The 20,240-nt window shown below is 65.3% G+C and carries 18 protein-coding genes; 12 read left to right on the top strand and 6 right to left on the bottom strand.

Annotated elements, in window-relative coordinates:
- Window positions 1-36: 36 nt before the first annotated feature.
- Complete coding sequence (locus tag QF040_RS18270) at window positions 37-432, bottom strand: MarR family winged helix-turn-helix transcriptional regulator (protein ID WP_429612235.1); 396 nt, start codon at window positions 430-432, stop codon at window positions 37-39.
- A 387-nt stretch (window positions 433-819) separates the two neighbouring features.
- Between QF040_RS18270 and QF040_RS18265 the strand changes: the two genes are divergently transcribed.
- Complete coding sequence (locus QF040_RS18265) at window positions 820-1,383, top strand: hypothetical protein (RefSeq protein WP_429612234.1); 564 nt, start codon at window positions 820-822, stop codon at window positions 1,381-1,383.
- Window positions 1,384-1,392: 9 nt separating this feature from the next.
- Here the strand turns inward: QF040_RS18265 and QF040_RS18260 are convergent, their stop codons facing one another.
- On the bottom strand, window positions 1,393-2,337 hold the full coding sequence (locus tag QF040_RS18260) for a LysR family transcriptional regulator (RefSeq protein WP_429612233.1): 945 nt from the start codon (window positions 2,335-2,337) through the stop codon (window positions 1,393-1,395).
- A 58-nt stretch (window positions 2,338-2,395) separates the two neighbouring features.
- A complete protein-coding gene (locus tag QF040_RS18255; RefSeq protein WP_429612232.1) occupies window positions 2,396-3,334 on the bottom strand; it encodes a LysR family transcriptional regulator in 939 nt (312 codons plus the stop codon).
- Between the two features lie 441 nt (window positions 3,335-3,775).
- On the opposite strand from QF040_RS18255, the gene QF040_RS18250 reads away from it, so the two are divergent.
- The 3 genes from QF040_RS18250 (at window position 3,776) to QF040_RS18240 (ending at window position 6,305) form a co-directional block, all read left to right on the top strand.
- On the top strand, window positions 3,776-4,372 hold the full coding sequence (locus QF040_RS18250; protein ID WP_429612231.1) for a hypothetical protein: 597 nt from the start codon (window positions 3,776-3,778) through the stop codon (window positions 4,370-4,372).
- A gap of 41 nt (window positions 4,373-4,413) precedes the next feature.
- Window positions 4,414-4,929, top strand: a complete 516-nt coding sequence (locus QF040_RS18245; RefSeq protein ID WP_429612230.1) for a MarR family winged helix-turn-helix transcriptional regulator — start codon at window positions 4,414-4,416, stop codon at window positions 4,927-4,929.
- Window positions 4,930-5,060: 131 nt separating this feature from the next.
- Window positions 5,061-6,305: an acyl-CoA dehydrogenase family protein gene (locus QF040_RS18240; RefSeq protein WP_429612229.1), complete on the top strand. Its 1,245-nt coding sequence runs from the start codon at window positions 5,061-5,063 to the stop codon at window positions 6,303-6,305.
- Between the two features lie 30 nt (window positions 6,306-6,335).
- Here QF040_RS18240 and QF040_RS18235 read toward each other — a convergent pair whose 3' ends face one another.
- Together QF040_RS18235 and QF040_RS18230 are read right to left on the bottom strand one after the other, a co-directional pair.
- Entirely contained in the window at window positions 6,336-8,474 is a 2,139-nt protein-coding gene (locus QF040_RS18235; RefSeq protein WP_429612228.1) for a LamG-like jellyroll fold domain-containing protein, read from the bottom strand.
- A gap of 227 nt (window positions 8,475-8,701) precedes the next feature.
- Window positions 8,702-9,631 (bottom strand): amino acid ABC transporter substrate-binding protein, encoded by a 930-nt coding sequence (locus tag QF040_RS18230; protein WP_429612227.1) that lies wholly within the window; start codon window positions 9,629-9,631, stop codon window positions 8,702-8,704.
- Window positions 9,632-9,992: 361 nt separating this feature from the next.
- Here QF040_RS18230 and QF040_RS18225 point away from each other — a divergent pair, with 361 nt between their 5' ends.
- Window positions 9,993-11,234, top strand: a complete 1,242-nt coding sequence (locus QF040_RS18225) for a hypothetical protein (RefSeq protein ID WP_429612226.1) — start codon at window positions 9,993-9,995, stop codon at window positions 11,232-11,234.
- A gap of 26 nt (window positions 11,235-11,260) precedes the next feature.
- Here the strand turns inward: QF040_RS18225 and QF040_RS18220 are convergent, their stop codons facing one another.
- Window positions 11,261-11,818, bottom strand: a complete 558-nt coding sequence (locus tag QF040_RS18220) for a MarR family winged helix-turn-helix transcriptional regulator (RefSeq protein ID WP_429612225.1) — start codon at window positions 11,816-11,818, stop codon at window positions 11,261-11,263.
- A 316-nt stretch (window positions 11,819-12,134) separates the two neighbouring features.
- Here QF040_RS18220 and QF040_RS18215 point away from each other — a divergent pair, with 316 nt between their 5' ends.
- From QF040_RS18215 to QF040_RS18185, 7 genes are all read left to right on the top strand, one after another.
- On the top strand, window positions 12,135-13,049 hold the full coding sequence (locus QF040_RS18215) for a LysR family transcriptional regulator (RefSeq protein WP_429612224.1): 915 nt from the start codon (window positions 12,135-12,137) through the stop codon (window positions 13,047-13,049).
- Window positions 13,050-13,196: 147 nt separating this feature from the next.
- On the top strand, window positions 13,197-13,706 hold the full coding sequence (locus QF040_RS18210) for a type IV pilin protein (RefSeq protein WP_429612223.1): 510 nt from the start codon (window positions 13,197-13,199) through the stop codon (window positions 13,704-13,706).
- Complete coding sequence (locus tag QF040_RS18205) at window positions 13,703-14,290, top strand: pilus assembly FimT family protein (protein WP_429612222.1); 588 nt, start codon at window positions 13,703-13,705, stop codon at window positions 14,288-14,290. The genes QF040_RS18210 and QF040_RS18205 overlap by 4 nt, the downstream gene beginning before the upstream one ends.
- Window positions 14,291-14,301: 11 nt before the next feature.
- A complete protein-coding gene (gene pilV / locus QF040_RS18200) occupies window positions 14,302-14,715 on the top strand; it encodes a type IV pilus modification protein PilV (RefSeq protein WP_429612221.1) in 414 nt (137 codons plus the stop codon).
- Window positions 14,712-15,836: a PilW family protein gene (locus QF040_RS18195; protein WP_429612220.1), complete on the top strand. Its 1,125-nt coding sequence runs from the start codon at window positions 14,712-14,714 to the stop codon at window positions 15,834-15,836. Before pilV ends, QF040_RS18195 begins: the two co-directional genes overlap by 4 nt.
- A gap of 111 nt (window positions 15,837-15,947) precedes the next feature.
- Complete coding sequence (locus QF040_RS18190) at window positions 15,948-16,454, top strand: pilus assembly PilX family protein (protein WP_429612219.1); 507 nt, start codon at window positions 15,948-15,950, stop codon at window positions 16,452-16,454.
- Window positions 16,451-20,215: a pilus assembly protein gene (locus tag QF040_RS18185; protein ID WP_429612218.1), complete on the top strand. Its 3,765-nt coding sequence runs from the start codon at window positions 16,451-16,453 to the stop codon at window positions 20,213-20,215. Before QF040_RS18190 ends, QF040_RS18185 begins: the two co-directional genes overlap by 4 nt.
- Window positions 20,216-20,240 lie beyond the last annotated feature (25 nt).

Here is a 20,240-nt window from a genome sequence, read left to right as displayed (position 1 = left end):
CTGCGCATCGCTGCGCATCGACGTGCAGCAAGCGCCTCAGCGCGGACCGCGCTCGTCCATGCGCTCCAGCAGTTCGGAGAGCAGCGCGCGTTCCGCGAGGCTCATGGGCGCCGGTCGTCCGGTGTCCATGCTGGCTGCGACCGCTTCGGTCTTGTGCACGAGTTCGCGGCCCTTGCGGGTGAGATGGATGCAACCGGACTCGCTGTCCGCTGCATCGAGATCGCGGCGCAGAAGGCCGCGCGCTTCGAGCCGATCGGCGCTGAAATCCAGGCGGGGCATCGAGATGCCGAGTGCCTTGGCCAGCGAGGCGGGCGTGACCTCCTGGCCGGCATTCACCAGCACCAGCATCAGCAGCGAGTATTCGATGGTGGCCGGCTGAAGCGGGCTCTTCGGCGGTCCGGCCTGGCTGCGAAATCGGAATTCGCTCGGCATGGTTTGAAGAGGAAGCGGGGATGCAGCAGATTGCATGGGTTCTCCAGGTCAGCGCCCGACGGCGCCGTCATCCCCTTTTTTATTCACGAGGCCGGTTGTTGACCTAATTCATCAGTTCGCGCCGAGGGGAACGCTGCTTCCCTGCTTCTCTGCCTTGGCGCAAGCGGCGTTTGTTCATGCCGTATTCATCTTTCGCTCAGCACCGGTTAATGCGTGCTTCATGCCGGGTGCATCTGGCGCTGATGCAATCGAGTTCTCGGTTCAGGTATCTCCTGTATCGATGGGAGGTATCGAGGAGAACGGCTTTGCGTATACAGGCCGTGCTCCTATATTTGCCACCCGATTGCATTAACCCGATTACTCCAACCACTCCAAACGGAATTGAAAATGAAGAAGTTCACGCAAGTCGCCATCGCCAGCCTTTTGATCGGGGGCGCAGTCCTGCCGGCCGCAGCCAGGCAGAAGCACATCGACCACAGCATCACCGAGACCGAAGTCCTGGTGGCTCAGAAGGCCTGGTGCAAGGCGTTGGTCGACATCAGCGCCGCGAACGCAAGCGGTGGCCAGGAAGCGGCCAAGGCGCTCGCCGAGAAGGTCATCGACAGCGCGTATGCCTACCAGTCGGGCGCGGTGCTGTTCAAGCCCACGCTGGCAGCGTCGCCGCAGACCTTCCGCACCGCCCGCGATGGCGCACTGGCGTACTTCGTCGGCGGCAACCCGGCGTTTCCGAACGACACGGGCTTTGCGCTGAAGGGCTGGACCAAGTGCGAGATCGAGAACAGCGCGGTGCTCATCCACCGCGACACGGCCAGCACGATGGGCAATGTGCTGTTCACCGGCCCCGACGGCAAGGTCACCACAGTCGACAAGACCTGGAGCTTCGTGAAGGACGATGCGGGCAAGCTGCGCATCGTCGTGCACCACTCGTCGCTGCCGTACGCCAGCCGCTGATCGGCGCGGTCAACCGGGCAGGTTCTGGTCCGGTTCGGTATCCATGCGCACAACGGCTTCGTGCATCAGCCCGCGCAGCCAGATCAGGCCCGGGTCCCGGCTGCGGTGCTTGTGCCATTGCTGCATCTGCTGCATGCGGGGCATCGGCATCGATGTCGGCAGCGGAAACAGCGTGAGCGGCAGCGACTTGCGCAGGAGGCGGGCGAGCCTGACATGCATGGTGGCAATGCGATCGGTGCCCACCACAAGGTACGGAGCGCCCGCGAAGCTGAAGGTCGTGGCCTCGATGCGCTTTGCCTTGAGGTACCGCTGCTTGAACCAGCTGTCCAGGGTCGGCTTGTCCATCGCCGGAGGCTGTACCGCGACATGGCCGGCGGCGCCGTATTGCTGGAGCGTCAGTTCGCCGGACCGCGCGAAGCGGCTGCGGTTGCACACCACGCAGCAAAAATCTTCCTCGAACAGCAGCTCGGTGGGATGGTCCGGCAAGGCATAGGTGCGAGGAATCACCATGAGGTCGGCATCGCCGCTCTCCAGCGCGCGCTGGGGCCGGTCCAGCAACGGAATCAGGTCGAAGCGCACGGAGCGGGATTGCCTTGCGGCCAGCGCGAGTACGTGCGGCATCAGGGCGATCACCGTGTAGTCGGAGACGATCAGCTGGAACTTGCGGTCCGACGCCGAGGGGTCGAACGCCGGCGGCGTTGCGATGGCGGTGTCCACGCGCATGAGGACATCGCGCACGGCTTCCTTCAGCACCTCGGCCCGGCTGGTGAGTTCGAGCTTGCGGCCCACGGCGACCAGCAACTCGTCGCCGAAATAAGTCCGCAGCCGCGCGAGCGCGCTGCTCATTGCAGGCTGGCTCAGGTGCAGCTGTTTCGCTGCCCGGCTGATGCTGCGTTCCCGCAGGAGCGCATCGAGGGCCACCAGCAGGTTCAGGTCCAGATTTTGAAATCGCATGATCGTTCTTTCTCCTCCTCCTCGCGCATCGGACGATGCCGGCCGCCGGGCGGTGCGTTCAGGCCGTCGGGCCCTGGTCGGGTTCGGCATCCATGCGCAGGACGGCTTCGTGCAGCAGCCCGCGCACCCAGATCAGCCCGGGATCACGGGTGCGGTGCCTGTGCCATTGCTGCACCTGCTCCAGGTGGGGCGTCGGTGTCGGCAGCGCAAACAGCGTGACCGGCAGCGACTTCCGCGCGAGTTGCGCGAGCCTGGCATGCATGATGGCAATGCGTTCGGTGCCCATCACAAGATAGGGCGCGCTCACGAAGCTGAAGGTCGTGACTTCGATGTGCCTTGCCTTGACGTAGCGTTCCTTGAACCAGTTCTCCAGGCTCGGCCTGTCCATGGCCGGAGGCTGCACCGCGACATGGCCGGCTGCTTCGTATTGCTCGAGTGTCAGCTCGCCGGCCCGCGCAAAGCGGCTGTCGCTGCACACCACGCAGCAGACTTCTTCCTGATAGAGCGTCTCGGTGGGATGGTCCGGCAAGGCATAGGGGCGCGAGATGACCATGAGGTCCGCATCGCCGCTCTCCAGGGCGCGCTGCGGCCGGCCCGGTACCGGGATCAGGTCGAAGCGCACGGCGCGGGATTGCTTCTCGGCCAGCGCGAGCAAGTGAGGTATGAGCGTGGCCGCGGTGTAGTCGGAGACGGCGAGCTGGAACTTGCGGTCCGACTCCGACGGATCGAACTCCGGCGCGGTGGCAATGCTGGTGTCCACACGCATGAGGACGTCGCGCACGGCCTCCTTCAGCACCTCGGCCCGGCTGGTGAGTTCGAGCTTGCGACCTACGGAAATCAGCAGGTCGTCGTCGAAATAAGCCCGCAGCCGCGCCAGCGCACTGCTCATCGCGGACTGGCTCAGGTGCATGTGTTCCGCTGCCCTGCTGATGCTGCGCTCCCGCAAAAGTGCATCCAGCGCCACCAGCAGATTCAGGTCCAGCTTTTGAAATCGCATGGTTTTTCTCCTAGTGGATCGATACACCTTGCCCGTTATGCGGGTTTGGCTGCACGACGTCTCCAAATCGATTCTGGTGTATCTCCAGAATCGATACGAGGTATCGATCGAAACAATTTTGCGTATGCATCCCGGCCTCCTATGCTTCGCCACTTTGTTGCATTACCGTTTGTTTCACATTTTCTCGCATGCTGTCTTTCCCTCAGGTCGCTCTCTTCGCGAATCGATGGTCGACATAGCAGGCGGTACCGGCTCTTCTGAACCAGAGCCCCTGTTTCCCGGCTGAGGCCGGCGCGCGCCCCGGTTGCGCTCGCTCCGATGGCCGCTGCGTCGTGCGATACCGCCGGCGCCTGGAAGCCATCCGGAAATCATTTCATTGCACAACGAAGAACAACAAGTGATCGCCAGCCCCATGCATTTCGAAGGCAACAGATGCCCAGGTTGAGGCTTGGCCTGTTCAGGTTGCCGGCCGTCGAAATCGTCGTCGTCCAGACGATCGTTCGGCTGTCCGCGCAGAACGGCTCGTTCCCGTGGAAGCTGGTCGACGAGCCGCCGTTCGACGCATTGCTCGTCGATGGCACCCTGATCGAAGACCATCTGGCGGAGGTCGAACAGATGGCGCCCGCGGTGCTGACCGTGACGCGCCTGCAATCGGAAGGCATGGCGAACACGCTGGAGCGCCCGATCCGCGCCGAGAAGCTCCAGCAGTGGCTGCTGGACACAGGCCAGGAACTTCTCGAAGCGCGGCGATGGACGAGCCCGGCGGCGCTGGTGTCGGCGATGTCGCAGGAGCTTCTCGACTCGGCCCGCTTCTCGCTGTGCCGCTGGCCTCCGGCCGCCTTGATGGGGCGCAGCGAGTACAGCGACCGAATGGCGAATCTGCTCTGGCGGCGCCAGCTGAGTGCGAGCGAGTTGGCCGATCGCTGCGGGCAATCGGTTTCCCGCTGCGTGCGTTTCCTGCAGGCATTGCGCAACGCAGGCGTGCTGGAAGTGCATGCATCGCTGTCCGCGGGAAATTCCCAGCATCAACCCTTTTGATCCTTCTGATTCATATGCGCGCTTTTCCCGACGCGGCTGCCTTGCGCACCCCCCAATCACTGGACGACCTGCTCCTCTACCGGATATGGCGCGCGGCATGCGTGAGCAACGGCATGGTGACCCGCATGATCGAAGGCGGCTTCGGCATCACGCGCCGCGAGCTGGGAATGATCGGCGTGCTCGAGGAGCTGGGAGAGATCCCCGCCTCGAAGTTCGCCGAGCGCCTGCAGATGGACCGTGCGAGCGCTTCGCTGGCCCTGCGCAGCCTGACCGAGAAGAAGCTGGTGGAGCGGCGGCAGGACGCGGAAGACGGCCGCATCGTGCATGTGCGCCTGAGCTCCGCGGGCCAGCAACTCTTCGATGATCTGTTTCCACGTCTCTCGCAACTGAACGTCGATCTTCTCGATGGCATCGATGCCAGGCAACTCGAGGTCTTTCTCGACTGCCTGGAGGATCTCGAACTGCGCGGAAGCGAACTGAGCGAACGGGGCGTTGCGCGAAACAAGTACCGGCCGCCGATCGAGCGGCAGCACGCGTCGTTCGCGGCGCGGGCGTAGCGCCCGGAGACGCCGGCGCTTCCGTTGCGCTGAAGCTCCGTCATGCAGGAGACAGCCAGACGAGCCCGGGCCGGGCACCATGGCGCACGTCCATTCCTCGACACGCAACCCCGAACCCGGAAGACACCTGCATGGAATTCGCCTACACGCCCAAGGTCCAGGAACTGCGCACGCGCCTCGTCGCCTTCATGGACGCGCACATCTACCCGAACGAAAAGCGCCAGGCCGACGAAGCGCACCAGTCGTACCTGAACGCGCAGAAGAACGGCGGCTTCTACACCGGCCTGCCGCTCCTGGAAGAGCTCAAGGAGAAGGCCCGCGCGGCGGGCCTGTGGAACCTGTTCCTGCCCGAGACCGCGCATGGCGCCGGGCTCACGAACCTGGAATACGCACCCCTGTGCGAGATCATGGGCCGGCGCTACTGGAGCGCCGAGGCCTTCAACTGCAGCGCGCCGGACACGGGCAACACCGAGGTGATCGAGCGCTACGGCTCGGCCGCGCAGAAGGCGCGCTGGCTGCAGCCGCTGCTCGACGGAAAGATCCGTTCCGCGTTCGCGATGACCGAGCCCGCGGTCGCATCGTCTGACGCCACGAACATCTCGTGCAGCATCCGGCGCGAGGGCGACGAGTACGTCATCAACGGGCGCAAGTGGTACATCACCGGCGCGATGAACGAGCGCTGCAAGCTCTTCATCCTGATGGGCAAGTCCGACGCCGACAACGCCGATCGCCACCGCCAGCAGTCGATGATCATCGTGCCCGCGGACACGCCCGGCATCACGGTGCTGCGCGACATGGCGCTGGTCAACCACTACGACGCGCCCTTCGGCCACCCCGAGGTGCTGTTCGAGAACGTGCGCGTGCCGGTGGACAACATCCTGCTGGGCGAAGGCCGCGGCTTCGAGATCGCGCAGGGGCGTCTCGGGCCGGGGCGCATCCACCACTGCATGCGCATGATCGGCATGGCCGAGTCGGCGCTGGAGATGATGTGCGAGCGCGTGGTCTCGCGCGTGGCCTTCGGCAAGCCGCTGGCCGAGCAGGGCGTGTGGCGCGAGCGCATTGCCAAGAGCCGGATGCTCATCGACCAGACGCGCTGGATGGTGCTGCACGCGGCCTGGCGCATGGACACGGTGGGCAACAAGGTGGCGGCCAAGGAGATCGCGATGATCAAGGTGATCGCGCCCAACAACTGCATCCAGGTGATCGACGACGCGATGCAGGCCTTCGGCGCGATGGGCCTGAGCCAGGACACGCTGCTGGTGAATTTCTGGGCCTATGCCCGCCACCTGCGCATGGCCGACGGCCCGGACGAAGTGCACCGCAACGCGATCGCCAAGCACGAGCTCGCGGGGTATCGTCCGAAGCAAGAGGCCTGAGGCCCTCAGCCTCTCGCTGGCCCAGCCGCATCAGGCGCGGGCCAGCGCAGCAATCTCTGCCGCGCCGAGCGCGCCGCTGTAGAAGCGCAGATCGTCCACCCGTCCCTGCAGATCGGGGTCTTTGGCAAACTGCGAATGGCCGAGCCAGTTCTGCGTCGTCTCGCCCAGGTCGGCGGGCGTGAGCGTCATCGCTGCATTGGTACCGGCGACGGCGCCGTCCACGTACAGCGTCCCGAGCGTGACCGACAGGGTGACCGCGACGTGCACCCATCGTCCGGTGGCAAGCGCCGACGTGCCATCGATCACTTCCTCGTTGAAGCCGTGGACCGTGGAGATCCCGTAGCGGACCACGCCGCCGCCGTTGAGGACCGTGAGCATCATGTAGCGGCGCGTGCCGGAGCCGAAGTCGAACACGCGGGCCCACGTCGCGGCGCTGTCCAGGAAGACCCGGACCGAGACTGTGAAGTCGGCGGCGTTCTTCGCAAGGCCCGTCGGCAGGCGGACGGGCGTGCGCGCGCCGCCATCGGGCTTCCACTGCAGCAGCAGCTCGGGCGCCACGGACACCCGCGCTTCGGTGGACGGCGCGCTGTCGCCCGAGGCGGTGGCCGCGACGATCACGTAGTGGTAGACGCCAGTCGCGCTGAGCGCGGTGTCGTTGAACGTGAGCGCGTCGGTGATGCCCGATGCGATCACGCTGTAGGGGCCGCCCGCCCGCTCCGCGCGGCGCACCGAGTAGCTCTGCGCACCGGTGCAGCCCCACCACGACAGCACCACCTGCGTGCCGCGCAAGCGCGCGGTCAACCCGCTGGGGCGTCCGGCTGCCGGCAGCGGATCGCGCGTGAAGGTCAGCGTGCCGAAGCCCAGTTCGTCGCCTTTGCCGCCGTCTCCCTCGGGGCGCATCTGGATGGCTTGCAGGGCGGTGTAGGGCGTCGCGATGCCCAGGCGATTGGCATAGTGGTTGTGCACGCTTTCCCAGATGCCTCGCCGATGGCCCTGGGCTCCCGTCGACAGCTCGGCCTGCTTGCCTTGCTTGTTGATGTTGGTGAAGTAGGGCATCGTGTAGAAGGCGCCGGTGCCATCGCGAAGATTGGTCTTCGCCACGTACTCGGCGCCGGCCAGGAAGCGGTTGTTCTCGTAGCCGTAGATGTCGTCGCCCTGGTTCCAGGCCATCTCGCAGAAGGCGCCCGCGAGGCCGATGCCGAGCGTGCAGTGGCCCTGGTCGCGCCCGCTTTCCTGCCATTGGCCCAGGTAGCCGGGATGCACGTAGTAGACCGCCTGCAGGCCCGCACCGTTGCCCTGGCCGGCCTTGTAGTAGCTGATCGCCTCGTCGTAGATGTCCTGGCGGTCGCAGAGCACGCCGATGGCCAGTATCGAGGCCATGCTGCATTGGTCCCAGTTGGCCCAGTAGCTGCTGTACTGGGTGCCGTTGTGGATGGTGAGGAACTGGTGGTTGAGCGGATAGAAGATGTCCAGCATCATGGTCTGGAAGCGCGCGAAATCGGCCGGCGCCCAGCCTGGGTACGTGCGCATGATCTCGGCCGCGTTCGCGAACTCGTAGCCGTAGATGCCCGCCGCGAGAAAGCGGTCCGCATTGCCCGTGACCTCCTTGAGCGTGGAGGACCACTCGTTCAGGAAGACCACCGCAAGGTCGGCATAGCGCGTGTCCTGCGAGACCTTCCAGCGCAGCGCGAGTTGGTAGGCGCGCGCGACGTCGATGTAGAACTGCGCGAAGTTCTGGCCCGGGACGTCCCCCCGAATCACCGTGGCCAGCGGACGCGGCTTCGCACCGAGTTGCGCGCGGCCGTTGCCCGTCAATGCATTCCAGCCGGCGAGCCACGGTTGCGCCTGTTCCTTGACCTTCTGGCGCATGCGCTCGAAATCGCTCTCCGTGTGAAGAAGGCCGGGGTGGACGAACTTGCGTGCCTGAGGGGAAGAAGGCGGGGGCGGGGACACCGCCGGGTCGCCCGGATCGCTGGATGGATCGGCGGCGGCGGGAGGGGCCGGCGCAATCGTGGCCTCGGGTCCTGCGGCGACGCCGCCACCGACGAAACCGCTGCCGCCACTGCCGCCACCGCAAGCCGTTGCGCCGAGAGTGGCAAGACCGATCGCGCTGAGGCAGAAGATGCGGCGGTCCAGGGGCGTGCTGTTTTCGTTGTCGAATGAATTCATTGCGAAGAAGAATGTGTGATGCGTGTGGACCGCAACATGCGCGCCGTGCTTTTCTTCCTCATCGATCGCGTGCGCCTTTAAGGCGAAACGGTGCAAGGAGAACGCCCGGGCTGACAAGGCATGTCTTGCCGCTGACGTTTCGTGGCACATGGCACTGCCACACGCCGTGAAATGTCAGCCGGTGCCGAACCCGTGAAGCCGTCGGGCTGCTGCCCACTCACTCCCGCTCAGATCGAATGGCCGAGCACCATCGCAACGCCGGGCTGCTTGTTCGGCCGAACAAAGCTGTCGCGTGTGAGGCGTCCCATCTTGATGGTGAGCGTGCTGGTGTTGAACCACTTGTCGTAGAGCTTGTTGATCTCGCCGCTCGCATACAGCTGCGCGAGGCTGCGGTCGACGGCGGCCAGCAATGCGGTGTCGCCCTTGCGCGCCATCACGGCGTACGGCTCGACCGACAGCGCAAGCCTGCTCAGGCTGAGCGTGTCGATTGTCTTGTCGTTCGACACGAGGCCTTGAAGGAGCGAATCGTCCTGCGCGAACGCGCGCACCTTGCCTTCCTTCAGGGCCTTGAAGGCCTCGCCGTTGTTGTCGTAGGTGGTGAACTTCGCGTCGCGCAGCTCACCCTCGGCGAGTTGCCTGAAAAGCTTCTCCGAGGTCGTGCCCTTGGTCAGCGCCACCGGCTGCTTCTGCAGGTCCTTCACCGTGTCCACATGAAGGTTCTGGCTCGTCAGCACACGCATTCCGGCGACGAAGAAGGTGTAGCTGAAGTCCACCTTCTCCTGGCGCGCCATCGTGTTGGTGGTCGAGCCGCACTCGAGGTCGATTTCACCGGAAAGCAGCTTGGGAATGCGGTCCGGGCCGGACACGGGCTTGTACTGAACCTTGATGTCGGGAAGCTTGAGCTCGCGCTTGATCTCCTCGACGGCGTTCATGCACAGGTCCACCGAATAGCCCACGGATTGCTTTTGCGCATTGACGAAGGAAAAGGGTGCTGCCGCTTCGCGAACACCGAGCACGATCGTGCGTGTTTCGCGGATCTTGCTCATCGTGTCGACGGCAGCTTGCGCCGGGGTTGCCGACAGCGCCGCCAACGCCGCCAGCGCGAGGGAAAAAGGAATCAACGTGGCGCGCAGCAGATGCGCGGAAAGAGGGGACATGAGTTACGGCTCGCATGTGTCGCACAGGAACGTGAGCATCGATTGTTTGGAGAAGCGTGTACTTTTCACTAGCGATGAAAATGGAAATCAGACACTCAGTTTTCAGTGCAATAGGCGCGAATGCCGAGTGCCAAAGGCAGAAGCCGCCATTCAGCTTCCGCGTCATCCGCTCCGGGGAAGCAGCACCATTTCCCTGAAAAATGAGTGGCTGTATCTCATGCGGCCACCTAGTCGAAAGCACGCTCACCTCAAACAATCGTCACCCTCGGTGGCGCGGGTGGGTTGCTTGTGGCTGCGGCGGTCGGCCGATCGCAAGCGAGAGGTCCTGCGCCACATCTTTCAAACTAAAAAAACGATTTCCATGAACATGTGTATTCGGCGATGTGTTGCCGTGCTGATGCTTTCAGCGTTTCTGTCGAGCTGCGGTGGCGGTGGCAATCAAGGCGGTGGCTTCGCGGGCCTGCCAGTGCCGGGCGGCGGCAACGCCGGGGCCCAGGGCGGCGATGGGCAAAGCGGTGGCGGCAGCGGTGAAGGCAGCGCAGGCAATGAAGACGGCGGCGCCTCGTCCGTCGCGGCGACCACCGCACTCGTGACCAGGCTGGGCAAGCCGGCCCGGGTGCTGGTCGGACTCGGCTCGAGCAGCATCGAGCAGATGAAGCTTCAGGACATTCGCCCGGACATCGTGGACACCTACCTCGTGGGCGTCGGCGCAGGTGCGTGGCCCACGTGGAACAGCCCGGAGGGTGCATACCTCACGTTCACCGCGCAGGCCATCCGGGCCTACGGTGCGGTTCCCATGTACACGCTCTACCAGATGACGGCGGTCGGCGAGGGCAATCTGAGCGGCATCAACGATCCGGTGTTCATGGACAAGTACTGGGCGCAGGTCCGGCTCATGTACCAGCTCATTGCAAACCTCGGCGGGCCGGTTCTGATCAATCTGGAGCCGGACTTCTGGGGCTTTGTTGCATCGCAGGCGCCCGGTCGCGATGCGACGCGGCTGCCGGCCTCCGTGAACAACCAGCCCGAGTGTGCGGGGTTGCCCAACACCGCCGCGGGCATCGGCCAATGCCTCGTGCAGATGGGCAGGCAGATCGCGCCCAAGGCGCTGGTGGGGTTCCCGCCTTCCTTCTGGAGCGGCACCGCTGCCGAGATCGGCGCGCAGATGCGCGCGGTTGGGGCGGGCAAGGCGGATTTCATCGTGGCCCAGACCAGCGACCGCGATGCGGGCTGCAGAGAAGTTGCATCGCCGCCCGCAGAGTGCCAGAACGGAAGCGCTCCGTTTTATTGGGATGAAACCAGTTTCCGCGACTCCCAGAGGCAGATTTCGGACTACCGCGCAGTGCTGGGCAACGACCTCCCGATCCTGTGGTGGCAGACGTCGATGGGCGTGCCGTCCGACACGCCTGGCACCGACCAGCACTACCGCGACAACCACGTCGATTACATGCTGCGCAATGCCCAGGAATACGGCGACATCCACACCTTCGCCCTCGTCTTCAGCCCAGGTGGCAGCCATCAGACCTCGATCGCCACCGATGGCGGCCAGTTCGCCCGCCTCTCGGGCCAGTACCTCGCGCGAGGCGGTGCCGCCTTGAAGTAGCGGTCAGCTCTTTGCGGGACAGATCACTAGATCAGGCAGATGTCGATCTGCCTGGACCAGTGATGGCGCGTGCCGCCCGCGCGGCGATCGGCTTTCTCCGGCACGGCGCGCTGCGCATTCAATGCGTTGCCGCGCGACTCGAGCTGGTACAGGCACTGGAGAAGGATGTCGTGGTTTTCGGCATCGAGGCCTTCGAGAAGGTCGACGTTGAGACCGGCGATGCGCGGGAACAATTCTTCGAACAGCTGCTGGCCGGCGTCGCTCAATTGCACGTGGACTTCGCGGCCGTCATCGGCGTTCTGGCGCCGTTCGATCAGGCGCTTCTCGAAAAGGCTTCGCAGGCCGCGCGATGTGCGCACGCGGTCCAGCTGCAGATGCTCGGCGAGCGCCGAAGGCCTGATCTCTCCGACCTGCGCGAGCATGCCGATCATTCCCCACTCGCGATGCGTGATGCCAAAGCCTCCCTCCACGATGCGCGTCGCCATCGCCCTGCTTGTTCGCGTGGCGTTCCACAAGCGGTAAAGCAGGAGGTCGTCCAATGCGCGCGGCGCACGCAGTGCTGTCGTATCGGGAGGGGCTTGCATGTGGGTAAGGGCTCGTAATGAAGCTGCCGGTAGTTGATTAGGTCAATTGATCGTTATGTTTCTATAACAAGCAACGGACCACATGCTGCGGCAATTTGCTGCGAACGGCGAGCTTTTTCGCAAAGTACATCGCCCTTGCGGGGATGTCAGCTCCCGTTCAGCGTGTTGCGTGAGGGACGTACCTCAAATGAACCGCCTGGCATCTCTTTGATGCGCCGCGAATGCCCCTGATTGGTGCTTCCCGAGCCCTCAGGAAGTTGGAGACGTATCGAAAAAAAGCCGGCTCGAACCCGGCAACAACAACAGGAAGAATCCCATGCTCGATCTGAATGAAGTGGCGATGTTTGTGCAAGTGGCTCGCAGCGGCAGCTTCGCCGAGGCGGCGCGGCGGTTGAGCGTGCCTTCCGCCACGGTGAGCCGGCGCATCCAGCAACTCGAGGCGCGGCTGGGCACGCGGTTGATGCAGCGCTCGACCCGCAAGCTCACGCTGACGAGCGCAGGCGAATCCTTCCACGAGCGATGCGGCCCGGCGGTGGAGGAGCTCATCGAAGCCGGTCAACTGCATGTGGCGGACAACTCGGAGCCGTCCGGCACGGTGCGCGTGACCGCGCCGACCAGCTTCTTCGATTTCTTCCAGATGGAATGGGTGGACACGTTCCTCGCCGAGCATCCCCAGGTGCGCCTGGACTTCGTGCTCAGCGATCTGCTGGTCGACCTGATTGCCGATCGCATCGACATCGCATTCCGCGGCGGCCCGCTGCAGGACTCCTGCTATGTGGCCCGGCGCATCTTCGCGAGCTACGGCGAACTGACCGCCAGCCCGGCCTATCTGGCGGCGCATGGCGTGCCCATGTCCCTGGAGGACCTCGGCGAGCACGAGTGCGTGGTGCAGCCCGATGCCAGCGGCAGCGCCATCTGGCGTCTCCAGGACGCAGAAGGCGTGGAGAAGGACGTGCGCGTGAAAGGGCGCTTCAACAGCAACACGCAGTCGGTGCTGCGCCAAGCCGCATGCGCGGGCCTGGGCATCGCCGCGCTGCCCTCGATCCTCACGGCCCCCGAAATCGCCGCCGGCAGGCTGGTGCGGGTGCTGCCCGGGTACACGCGCGCCGGTCGCGGCCTGAGCGTTGTCTACCCCAGCCGCCAGCAGCGTCCGCTGGCCGTTTCGATGTTCGCCGACATGGCGGTGGAAAAGCTGAGCCAGCAGGGTTGGGCGCCCGCATCTGGTGCATAGCGCTCGGCCACGGCATTGCCCTGAAAACTGAGTGGCTGCATTTCATTCATCGATCTAGTCGAAAGCATTCGTTGCTGCAAACAATTGTCACATCAGTTTCTTGGTGACACCGACAAGAAGTCGGTTTTTTGTGGTTGGAAAACAGCAATGCAAATTCGAATCTTGGGGGCGGCGAGACAGCCACGTGCGGCCGTTGTTGCGGGACGGCGCATTGCCGGCTTCACGCTGATCGAGGTGATGATCACCGTGGCCATCGTGGCCGTCCTCGCGTCGATCGCGCTGCCCAGCTATCGCGACTACGTGCTGCGCGGCCAGCTCGTCGATGGCACCAATGGCCTGGCGGCCATGCGTGCGGACATGGAGCGCTACTACCAGGACAACCGGACCTATCTCAAGACCGGTGCGTTCGTGCCGCCTTGCACCGCCACCGCCAGCAGGGCCAACGTGTCGGGCACCTTCCAGTTGTCGTGCGCGGCGGCGCCTGCTGCCACATCGACCACCTACACATTGCAGGCTGTCGGCAGCGGACCGACCAAGGGGTTCACTTTCACGGTCGACCAACTCGGTCTTCAAGGCACCACGGTCGAGGGCGTCTCCGGTTGGACGGGTTGCGACAAGGCCTGGGTGACCAAGCGAGGCCAGGCGTGCCCGACATGAAAAACCACCGGCGCCATGCGTCCGGTTTCACGCTGATCGAGATGATGGTGACCGTCACGCTGCTCGGCATCCTGACGATGCTGGCCATGCCGTCGTTCACCACCTGGATCGCCAACAACAAGGTCCGCACGGTGAGCGACTCGCTGCAGAACGGCTTGCGCTTCGCGCAGTCCGAAGCGCTGCGCCGCAGCCGGCCGATGGTGTTCTCGCTCACCAACAGCGCCGCGCCGCAGAACGCGCTGACCGCCGTCGTCGACGGAAGCAACTGGTCGCTCAACGTTGCCAAGTCGAGCCTGGATGCCGGCAACGTGTTCGTGCAGGCCGGCGTGCTGTCGGATGTGGCGGCCGGCGTGCAGGTCAAGGGCCCGGCGGCCGTCTGCTTCAACGCCGTGGGCCGCCTCGTGGCGAACACCGACACCGGCGTGGACGGCGCGAGTTGCAACACCGGCTCGGCGGTCTTTGCCTACGACATCGCCGCGAATGGCTCGGACCGCCCGCTGCGCGTGCTGCTCGGCCTGGGCGGGCAGGTGCGCATGTGCGATCCGGCCCGAAAGCTTGCAGATTCTCCCGACGGTTGCCCATGAAGAAGTTTTGCTTGAAGAAGCCCTCCGGCGCGAGGCAGTCCGGCGTCGCCCTGCTGGAAGTGCTGGTCTCCGTCCTGTTGTTTTCGCTGGGCATCCTCGGGCTGATCGGCCTGCAGGCGCGCGCCATCAGCCTGTCGACGGATGCGCAGGACCGCAACCGCGCCGCCCTGCTGGCCAACGACATCGCCAGCGCGATGTGGCTGGGCAAGTCGGTCGCGGTGAACACGGGCACCGGATCGACCTGGCAGAAACGCGTGAGCGACGCCGCCAACGCAGGCCTGCCGAACGGCGCGGTGACCGTCACCGCGGTATCGGGCACCACCAACAGCGCCGACATCGCGATCACCTGGAAGGCGCCCGGCCGCTCGGGTGCGAAAGCCGAACAACAGAGCAGCACGCTCACCACGCGGGTGACGCTCCCATGAAGCAGCGCGGTCTCACACTGATCGAACTGCTGGTCGCGATGCTCATCGGCCTGATCGTGACGCTGGCGGTGGCCAGCATCGTCGTGGTGGGCGAGACGCACCGGCGCGTCACCACCTCCACCAACGACATGGAGCAGGCCGGTGCCTATGCGGCCTATGTGCTCGATCGTGCGCTGCGCAGTGCCGGATCGAGCCTGGTCCAGTCGGTCCAGCCGATCGACCGGGGCGTGTTCGGCTGCAAGCTCAACGCGGCGGCCCTGCTGCCCGCTGGCGCATTTCCCGCGCCGTTCAAGAAGGCCTTTCTGCCCGGCTCCACGTCCGACCTTCGGGTGGCGCCTGTGCTCATCGGCAAGAGCCAGTCCGACACCGGCTCCGACGTGCTGGTCGTCATGGGCGGCGATGCGGTGGCCGGCGGCGTGCCGCGCGGCCTCACGGACCCGGGCAGCGCGACGACGCTCGCGATGGACAACACGGTCGGCGTGTCCGCGGGCGACCTCGTGCTGGTCAGCCAGCAGGGCACGACGGACTGCCTGCTCGAACAGGTCTCGGGCACCACGGCGAAAGTGCTGACGTTGGGCGGCGCCTACTACACGGCCGGCAAGTCCACCTCGCTGGAGACATTGGCGGCCAGCACCTCCACCTACGTCACGCCGCTGGGCAATCCCGCGAACGGCAACGTGCAGTTCCAGCTCTTCGGCGTGGGCGACAACCGCACGCTGGTCGGCTACGACCTGCTGCTGGGCGCGGCCGGCGCGCCGCAGGCCCTGGCCGACGGCGTGGCCGAACTGCATGCCATCTACGGCGTGGACACCAACGGCGACGGCATTCTCGACAACTGGACGGACCCGGGCGCCGCGGGCTTCGACATCGCCACCGTCATGCAGACGCCCGAGACGATGCGAAAGATCGTCGCCGTTCGCGTGGCGCTGGTCATGCGCAGCGCGAACAGGGAAAAAGAGGCGGTGTCGCCCACCAGGCTGAAGCTCTTCGGCGACGACTTCCAGGACGCCGCGAAGAACCCGATCTCGCAGACCGTGACGCTGGGCGACGACGACCAGCACTACCGCCACCGGGTCGTCGAATTCACCATTCCGCTGCGCAACATGCTGCTGCTGCCATGAAGATTCCAAGCTCCTTTCCGCGGGCCCGGCACCAGCGCGGCGTCGTCCTGCTGCTGTGCCTCATCGTGCTCGTGATCCTCCTGGCCGGCGGGGGTCGCGGTGGTGCGGTCCATGAACACGTCGCTGACCTCCGCCGGCAACCTGGCGTTCCGGCGCGACCTGGTGAACCAGGGCGAGCGGGCGGTGTCCTTCGTGCTGGCCAACAAGCTGGCCAGCGGCGGTGCGCTCGCGAACGCGACCGACGATCTGCCGGGCGAGAACTTCAAGGCGACCAAGCTCGACACCAACACGCAGGGCGTACCGCTGGCGTTGCTGGACGACAAGGCCTTCGGCAGCGTCGGCAAGGCTTCCAACGACCTCACCGACGCGGTGGCGCAGGTCAGCATCCGCTACGTGATCGATCGCCTCTGCAGCAGCACCGGCCCGGCCACCAGCACCGGCTGCGTGCAGTCGTCCGCCGCTCCGGCCGGTGGCACGGCCAGTCCCACGCCGCCGCCGGCGCCACCCACCGCCACGATCTACCGGCTGAGCCTGCGCGTCAGCGGTCCGCGCGACACCCAGGTGTTCATGCAGTCGACGTTCACCAAGCCAGACCAGGAAGGCACCGCATCCCCATGACAAACGCTATTCGCCGTTCATCGACGGTGGCCTCCGGCCTCGGGGCGATCGCGGCCGTCTGTCTGGGCCTGGCGTCGTGCCCGGCCGCGCTGGCGGCGACCGCCAAGCTGTCGGACCAACCCGTGTTCGCCTCGTCCGACGTGCCGGGAAATCTTGCGCTGGCGCTGTCGGTGGAGTACCCCACCGCAATCAGCGTGGCGAACCTCAACGACTACGCGGATGCCACCGAGTACCTCGGCTACTTCGATCCGCGCAAGTGCTACACGTACACCTACGTCGAGCCGGCGGCGAAGAACGGCGCTGCATCCGCCAGCTACTTCCAGCCGGCCGGCGCGTCCACCGGCACCAACAAGCACAGTTGTTCGGGACAGTGGAGCGGCAACTTCATGAACTGGGCCACGATGCAGACCATCGACCCATTCCGCTGGGCGCTCTCGGGTGGTTATCGAAGCGTGGACACCACGAGCGAAACCATCCTGGAGAAGGGGTGGGGCTCCGCCCAGGGCAACATCACCAATTTCCCGCTGCGCGGCACCGATCAGGGAGGCGGGCACAAGCTGCCGAAGGCATCGATTTCCTCGGTCACGCCATTCGGCAACTGGAGCAACTTCAACACGAGCATCTGGTCGCGCGGCAACACCATGGTGTTCACCGGGACAGGCAACCCCAACGGCACGGGAGGCGACCTGAAGGATGTCGGCGCTGCCAACGACGCAAAGAAGACGGATGCCCTCTACCAGGTCTATGTGCGCGTCAAGGTCTGCGACACCTCGGCCGGTGCCGGCGGCGTGGAGGCCAACTGCGTCAAGTACGGCACCAACTACAAGCCCGAAGGCTTGCTGCAGCAGAACGCCAACAAGATCCGCTACGGCACCTTCTCGTTCCTGAACGCCGGCGGCATTGCGCAGCAGGGCGGCGTGATGCGTGCGCCGATGGGCTTCATCGGCCCGACGTATCCGCAGCCGCTGTCCACCGCGGTGGTCACCAACACGCGCGGCGAGTGGGATGCCACCACCGGCATCATGAACACCAACCCCGACGCGGTGTCGGCCACGGCGAGCGGCGTCGTGCAGAGCGGGGTGATGAACTACCTCAACAAGTTCGGCCAGTCCGCCAAGAACTACATGATGTACGACAACGTCAGCGAGCTTTACTACGCTGCCGTTCGGTACTTCGAGAACCTGGGCAACGTCCCCGAATGGACCAATTCGGTGGCGGCCAACGTGGAGGGCAGGGAGGCCAAGCTCGACGGTTTTCCCGCAGTGACCGACTGGAGCGGCAAGGACCCCATTTCCTATTCGTGCCAGAAGAATTTCATTCTGGGCATCGGCGACGACCACACCCACTACGACTACAACGTGGGCGGAAGCGCGGTGACGAGCTGGCGAGGCAATCCCGCGACGGTCGCCGCGGACTCGCTGAACAAGGCGGATGCCTGGACGAAGAACCTGCAGGTGATGGAAGGTTTCAAGGCGCCGACGCCGTGGTGGAAGGCCGGCGGCAGCGATACGACCTACTACATCGCCGGCCTGGCCTACGGCGCGCACGTGAACGACATCCGCCCCGACCTGGCCGGCATGCAGAACATCTCCACCTACTGGATGGACGTCATGGAGTACCAGCGGGCCGAAGACCTGAACCCGTACTACCTGGCGACCAAGTACGGCGGCTTCAGCGTGCCCGCGAACTACGACCCGGCCGCCACCGCGCCGCTCGCGCAGGAATGGTGGAACACCTCGGGCGACAGCATCGACATGAACGGCAAGAGGCGCCTTCGCCCCGACAACTATTTCCTGGCCGGCAATGCAGGGCAGATGGTGAGCGGCCTCAGGGCGGCATTCACCGACATCGCCAACGCCATCAAGGCCTACACCACGTCTTTCTCTCTTTCCACCGCGCAGGTCGCTTCCGCCGGCAGCGCCTCCTACGCATCGCAGTACGACTCCAAGGGATGGACGGGCGTGGTCACCGCCAGCAAGCTCACCTTCGCCAGCGATGGCACGCCGTCGGCCGCACCCGTCTGGACCACCAGCACCACGCTCGAAGCCCAGTTGGCCAACGGCGGCTGGGACACGGCGCGCCGCGTCGCGACATGGGACGGCCGCAAGGGCGTGGCATTCCGCGCCGGCAGCGTGACGTCGGCGCAGTTGGCCGCCCTCGCACCGGCCTACGCCACCACCACGAGCAGCACCGATTACCTCAACTACCTGCGTGGCGACCGCAAGAACGAAAGCGCCTCGACGGTGGCCGAAAGCACACGGGCGCTGCGCAGCCGGTCCCTGCTGCTGGGCGACATCGTCAATTCGAAGGTCATGCCCGTCGGGCCGCCCGCGACCGGCTTCTCGGAGAAGAGCAACCCGGGCTACACGGCATTCAAGACCAAGTGGGCCGCGCGTCCCACCATGGTCTACGTCGGCGCCAACGACGGCATGCTGCATGCGTTCAATGGCGCCCTCGACGGCACCAACCCCGGAACCGAGCAGTTCGCCTACGTGCCGAGCGCCTTGTTCCAGGGACCGAACGGCACGCCGCAGGTGGATGGGCTGGCGCAGCTTGGAAATCCCAGGTACGCCCACCGCTACTACGTGGATGCGACGCCACTGGCCTTCGACGTGGACCTGAACAGCGCCGGTGGCGCGTTCACCACCGCGAGCAGCGGCAACGGCGCCGATTGGCACAGCCTGCTGATCGGCGGGCTGGGCAAGGGCGGCAAGAGCTACTACGCCCTCGACGTGACCGACCCGGCAGGCATGGGCAGCGAAGCCGCGGTGGCCGGCAAGGTGAAATGGGAATTCACCGACGCCACCATGGGTTACAGCTATGGCGCGCCCATCGCCGTGAAGACGAAGAAGTACGGCTGGGTCGTGATCCTCACTTCGGGCTACAACAACAGCGACGGCAAGGGCTACCTGTACATCGTCGATCCGAAGACCGGCGCGCTGCTCGAGAAGATGGCAACGCCCACCGCCTCCAGCGGCCTCGCGCAGGCGTCCGCCTATGTCGCCGACCATGCCGACAACACGGCGGATGCCGTCTATGCGGCGGATCTGGACGGCCAGCTCTGGCGCTTCGATCTCACCGCCGCCAAGGGCAGCAGCGCCGCCTACCCCGCGCCGACCTTGCTGGCCACGCTGACCGACGGATCGGGCAACGCGCAACCGGTCACCATCGCGCCGCTGATCGAGATCAACCCCGTCACGCGCAAGCGCTTCGTGCTGCTCGGCACCGGCAAGCTGCTGGACGCCTCGGACGTGAATTCGAAGGCACCGCAGTCGTTCTACGCCATCGTCGACGGAACGGCCGGGAGCTTCAATGCAGTGACCGCGCCCATCACGCGCAGCCAGCTCACGAAGGTGGACGATGTGCTCAAGGGCATCAGCCTCTCGAACACGTCGCCGGGCTGGTATCTGGACCTGGGTGTCGACAGCAGCGTCGGCTGGCGCCTGGTTTCCAGCCCGGCGGCCTTCAACGGCATCGTGGCTTTCTCCAGCCTGCTGACCACCGGCGATGCCTGCAGTCCTTCGGGGCAGAGCCGGGTCTACGCCATCAACTACGGAACCGGGAGCTCGGTGCTGTTGCCCGCCGGAACCGCCTACCAGAGCTTCCCGAGCGCCGTCACCGACCTCAGATTCGTGAGCGTGGACGGCTCCACCCGCATCGTCGTCGGCACCGACGGGAAGCCGGTGCCCGTGAAAGCCGATCTGTCCAAGGGCGTCTCGCTGCGGCTCTTGAACTGGCGCGAAGTCCCGGCGGTGAACTGATGCGGATGTTCATGCAACCGGGAGG

Origin of the sequence: Variovorax sp. W2I14, from assembly GCF_050435205.1 — a bacterium.
Lineage (GTDB): Bacteria > Pseudomonadota > Gammaproteobacteria > Burkholderiales > Burkholderiaceae_C > Variovorax > Variovorax paradoxus_C.
This window is presented reverse-complemented; position numbering and strand designations above follow the sequence as displayed.

Coding starts and splice junctions, on each gene's coding strand:
- QF040_RS18270 (WP_429612235.1), bottom strand. CDS start 432: ATGCCGAGCGAATTCCGATTTCGCAGCCAGGCCGGACCGCCGAAGAGC.
- QF040_RS18265 (WP_429612234.1), top strand. CDS start 820: ATGAAGAAGTTCACGCAAGTCGCCATCGCCAGCCTTTTGATCGGGGGC.
- QF040_RS18260 (WP_429612233.1), bottom strand. CDS start 2,337: ATGCGATTTCAAAATCTGGACCTGAACCTGCTGGTGGCCCTCGATGCG.
- QF040_RS18255 (WP_429612232.1), bottom strand. CDS start 3,334: ATGCGATTTCAAAAGCTGGACCTGAATCTGCTGGTGGCGCTGGATGCA.
- QF040_RS18240 (WP_429612229.1), top strand. CDS start 5,061: ATGGAATTCGCCTACACGCCCAAGGTCCAGGAACTGCGCACGCGCCTC.
- QF040_RS18235 (WP_429612228.1), bottom strand. CDS start 8,474: ATGAATTCATTCGACAACGAAAACAGCACGCCCCTGGACCGCCGCATC.
- QF040_RS18230 (WP_429612227.1), bottom strand. CDS start 9,631: ATGTCCCCTCTTTCCGCGCATCTGCTGCGCGCCACGTTGATTCCTTTT.
- QF040_RS18225 (WP_429612226.1), top strand. CDS start 9,993: ATGAACATGTGTATTCGGCGATGTGTTGCCGTGCTGATGCTTTCAGCG.
- QF040_RS18220 (WP_429612225.1), bottom strand. CDS start 11,818: ATGCAAGCCCCTCCCGATACGACAGCACTGCGTGCGCCGCGCGCATTG.
- QF040_RS18215 (WP_429612224.1), top strand. CDS start 12,135: ATGCTCGATCTGAATGAAGTGGCGATGTTTGTGCAAGTGGCTCGCAGC.
- QF040_RS18210 (WP_429612223.1), top strand. CDS start 13,197: ATGCAAATTCGAATCTTGGGGGCGGCGAGACAGCCACGTGCGGCCGTT.
- QF040_RS18205 (WP_429612222.1), top strand. CDS start 13,703: ATGAAAAACCACCGGCGCCATGCGTCCGGTTTCACGCTGATCGAGATG.
- QF040_RS18195 (WP_429612220.1), top strand. CDS start 14,712: ATGAAGCAGCGCGGTCTCACACTGATCGAACTGCTGGTCGCGATGCTC.
- QF040_RS18190 (WP_429612219.1), top strand. CDS start 15,948: ATGAACACGTCGCTGACCTCCGCCGGCAACCTGGCGTTCCGGCGCGAC.
- QF040_RS18185 (WP_429612218.1), top strand. CDS start 16,451: ATGACAAACGCTATTCGCCGTTCATCGACGGTGGCCTCCGGCCTCGGG.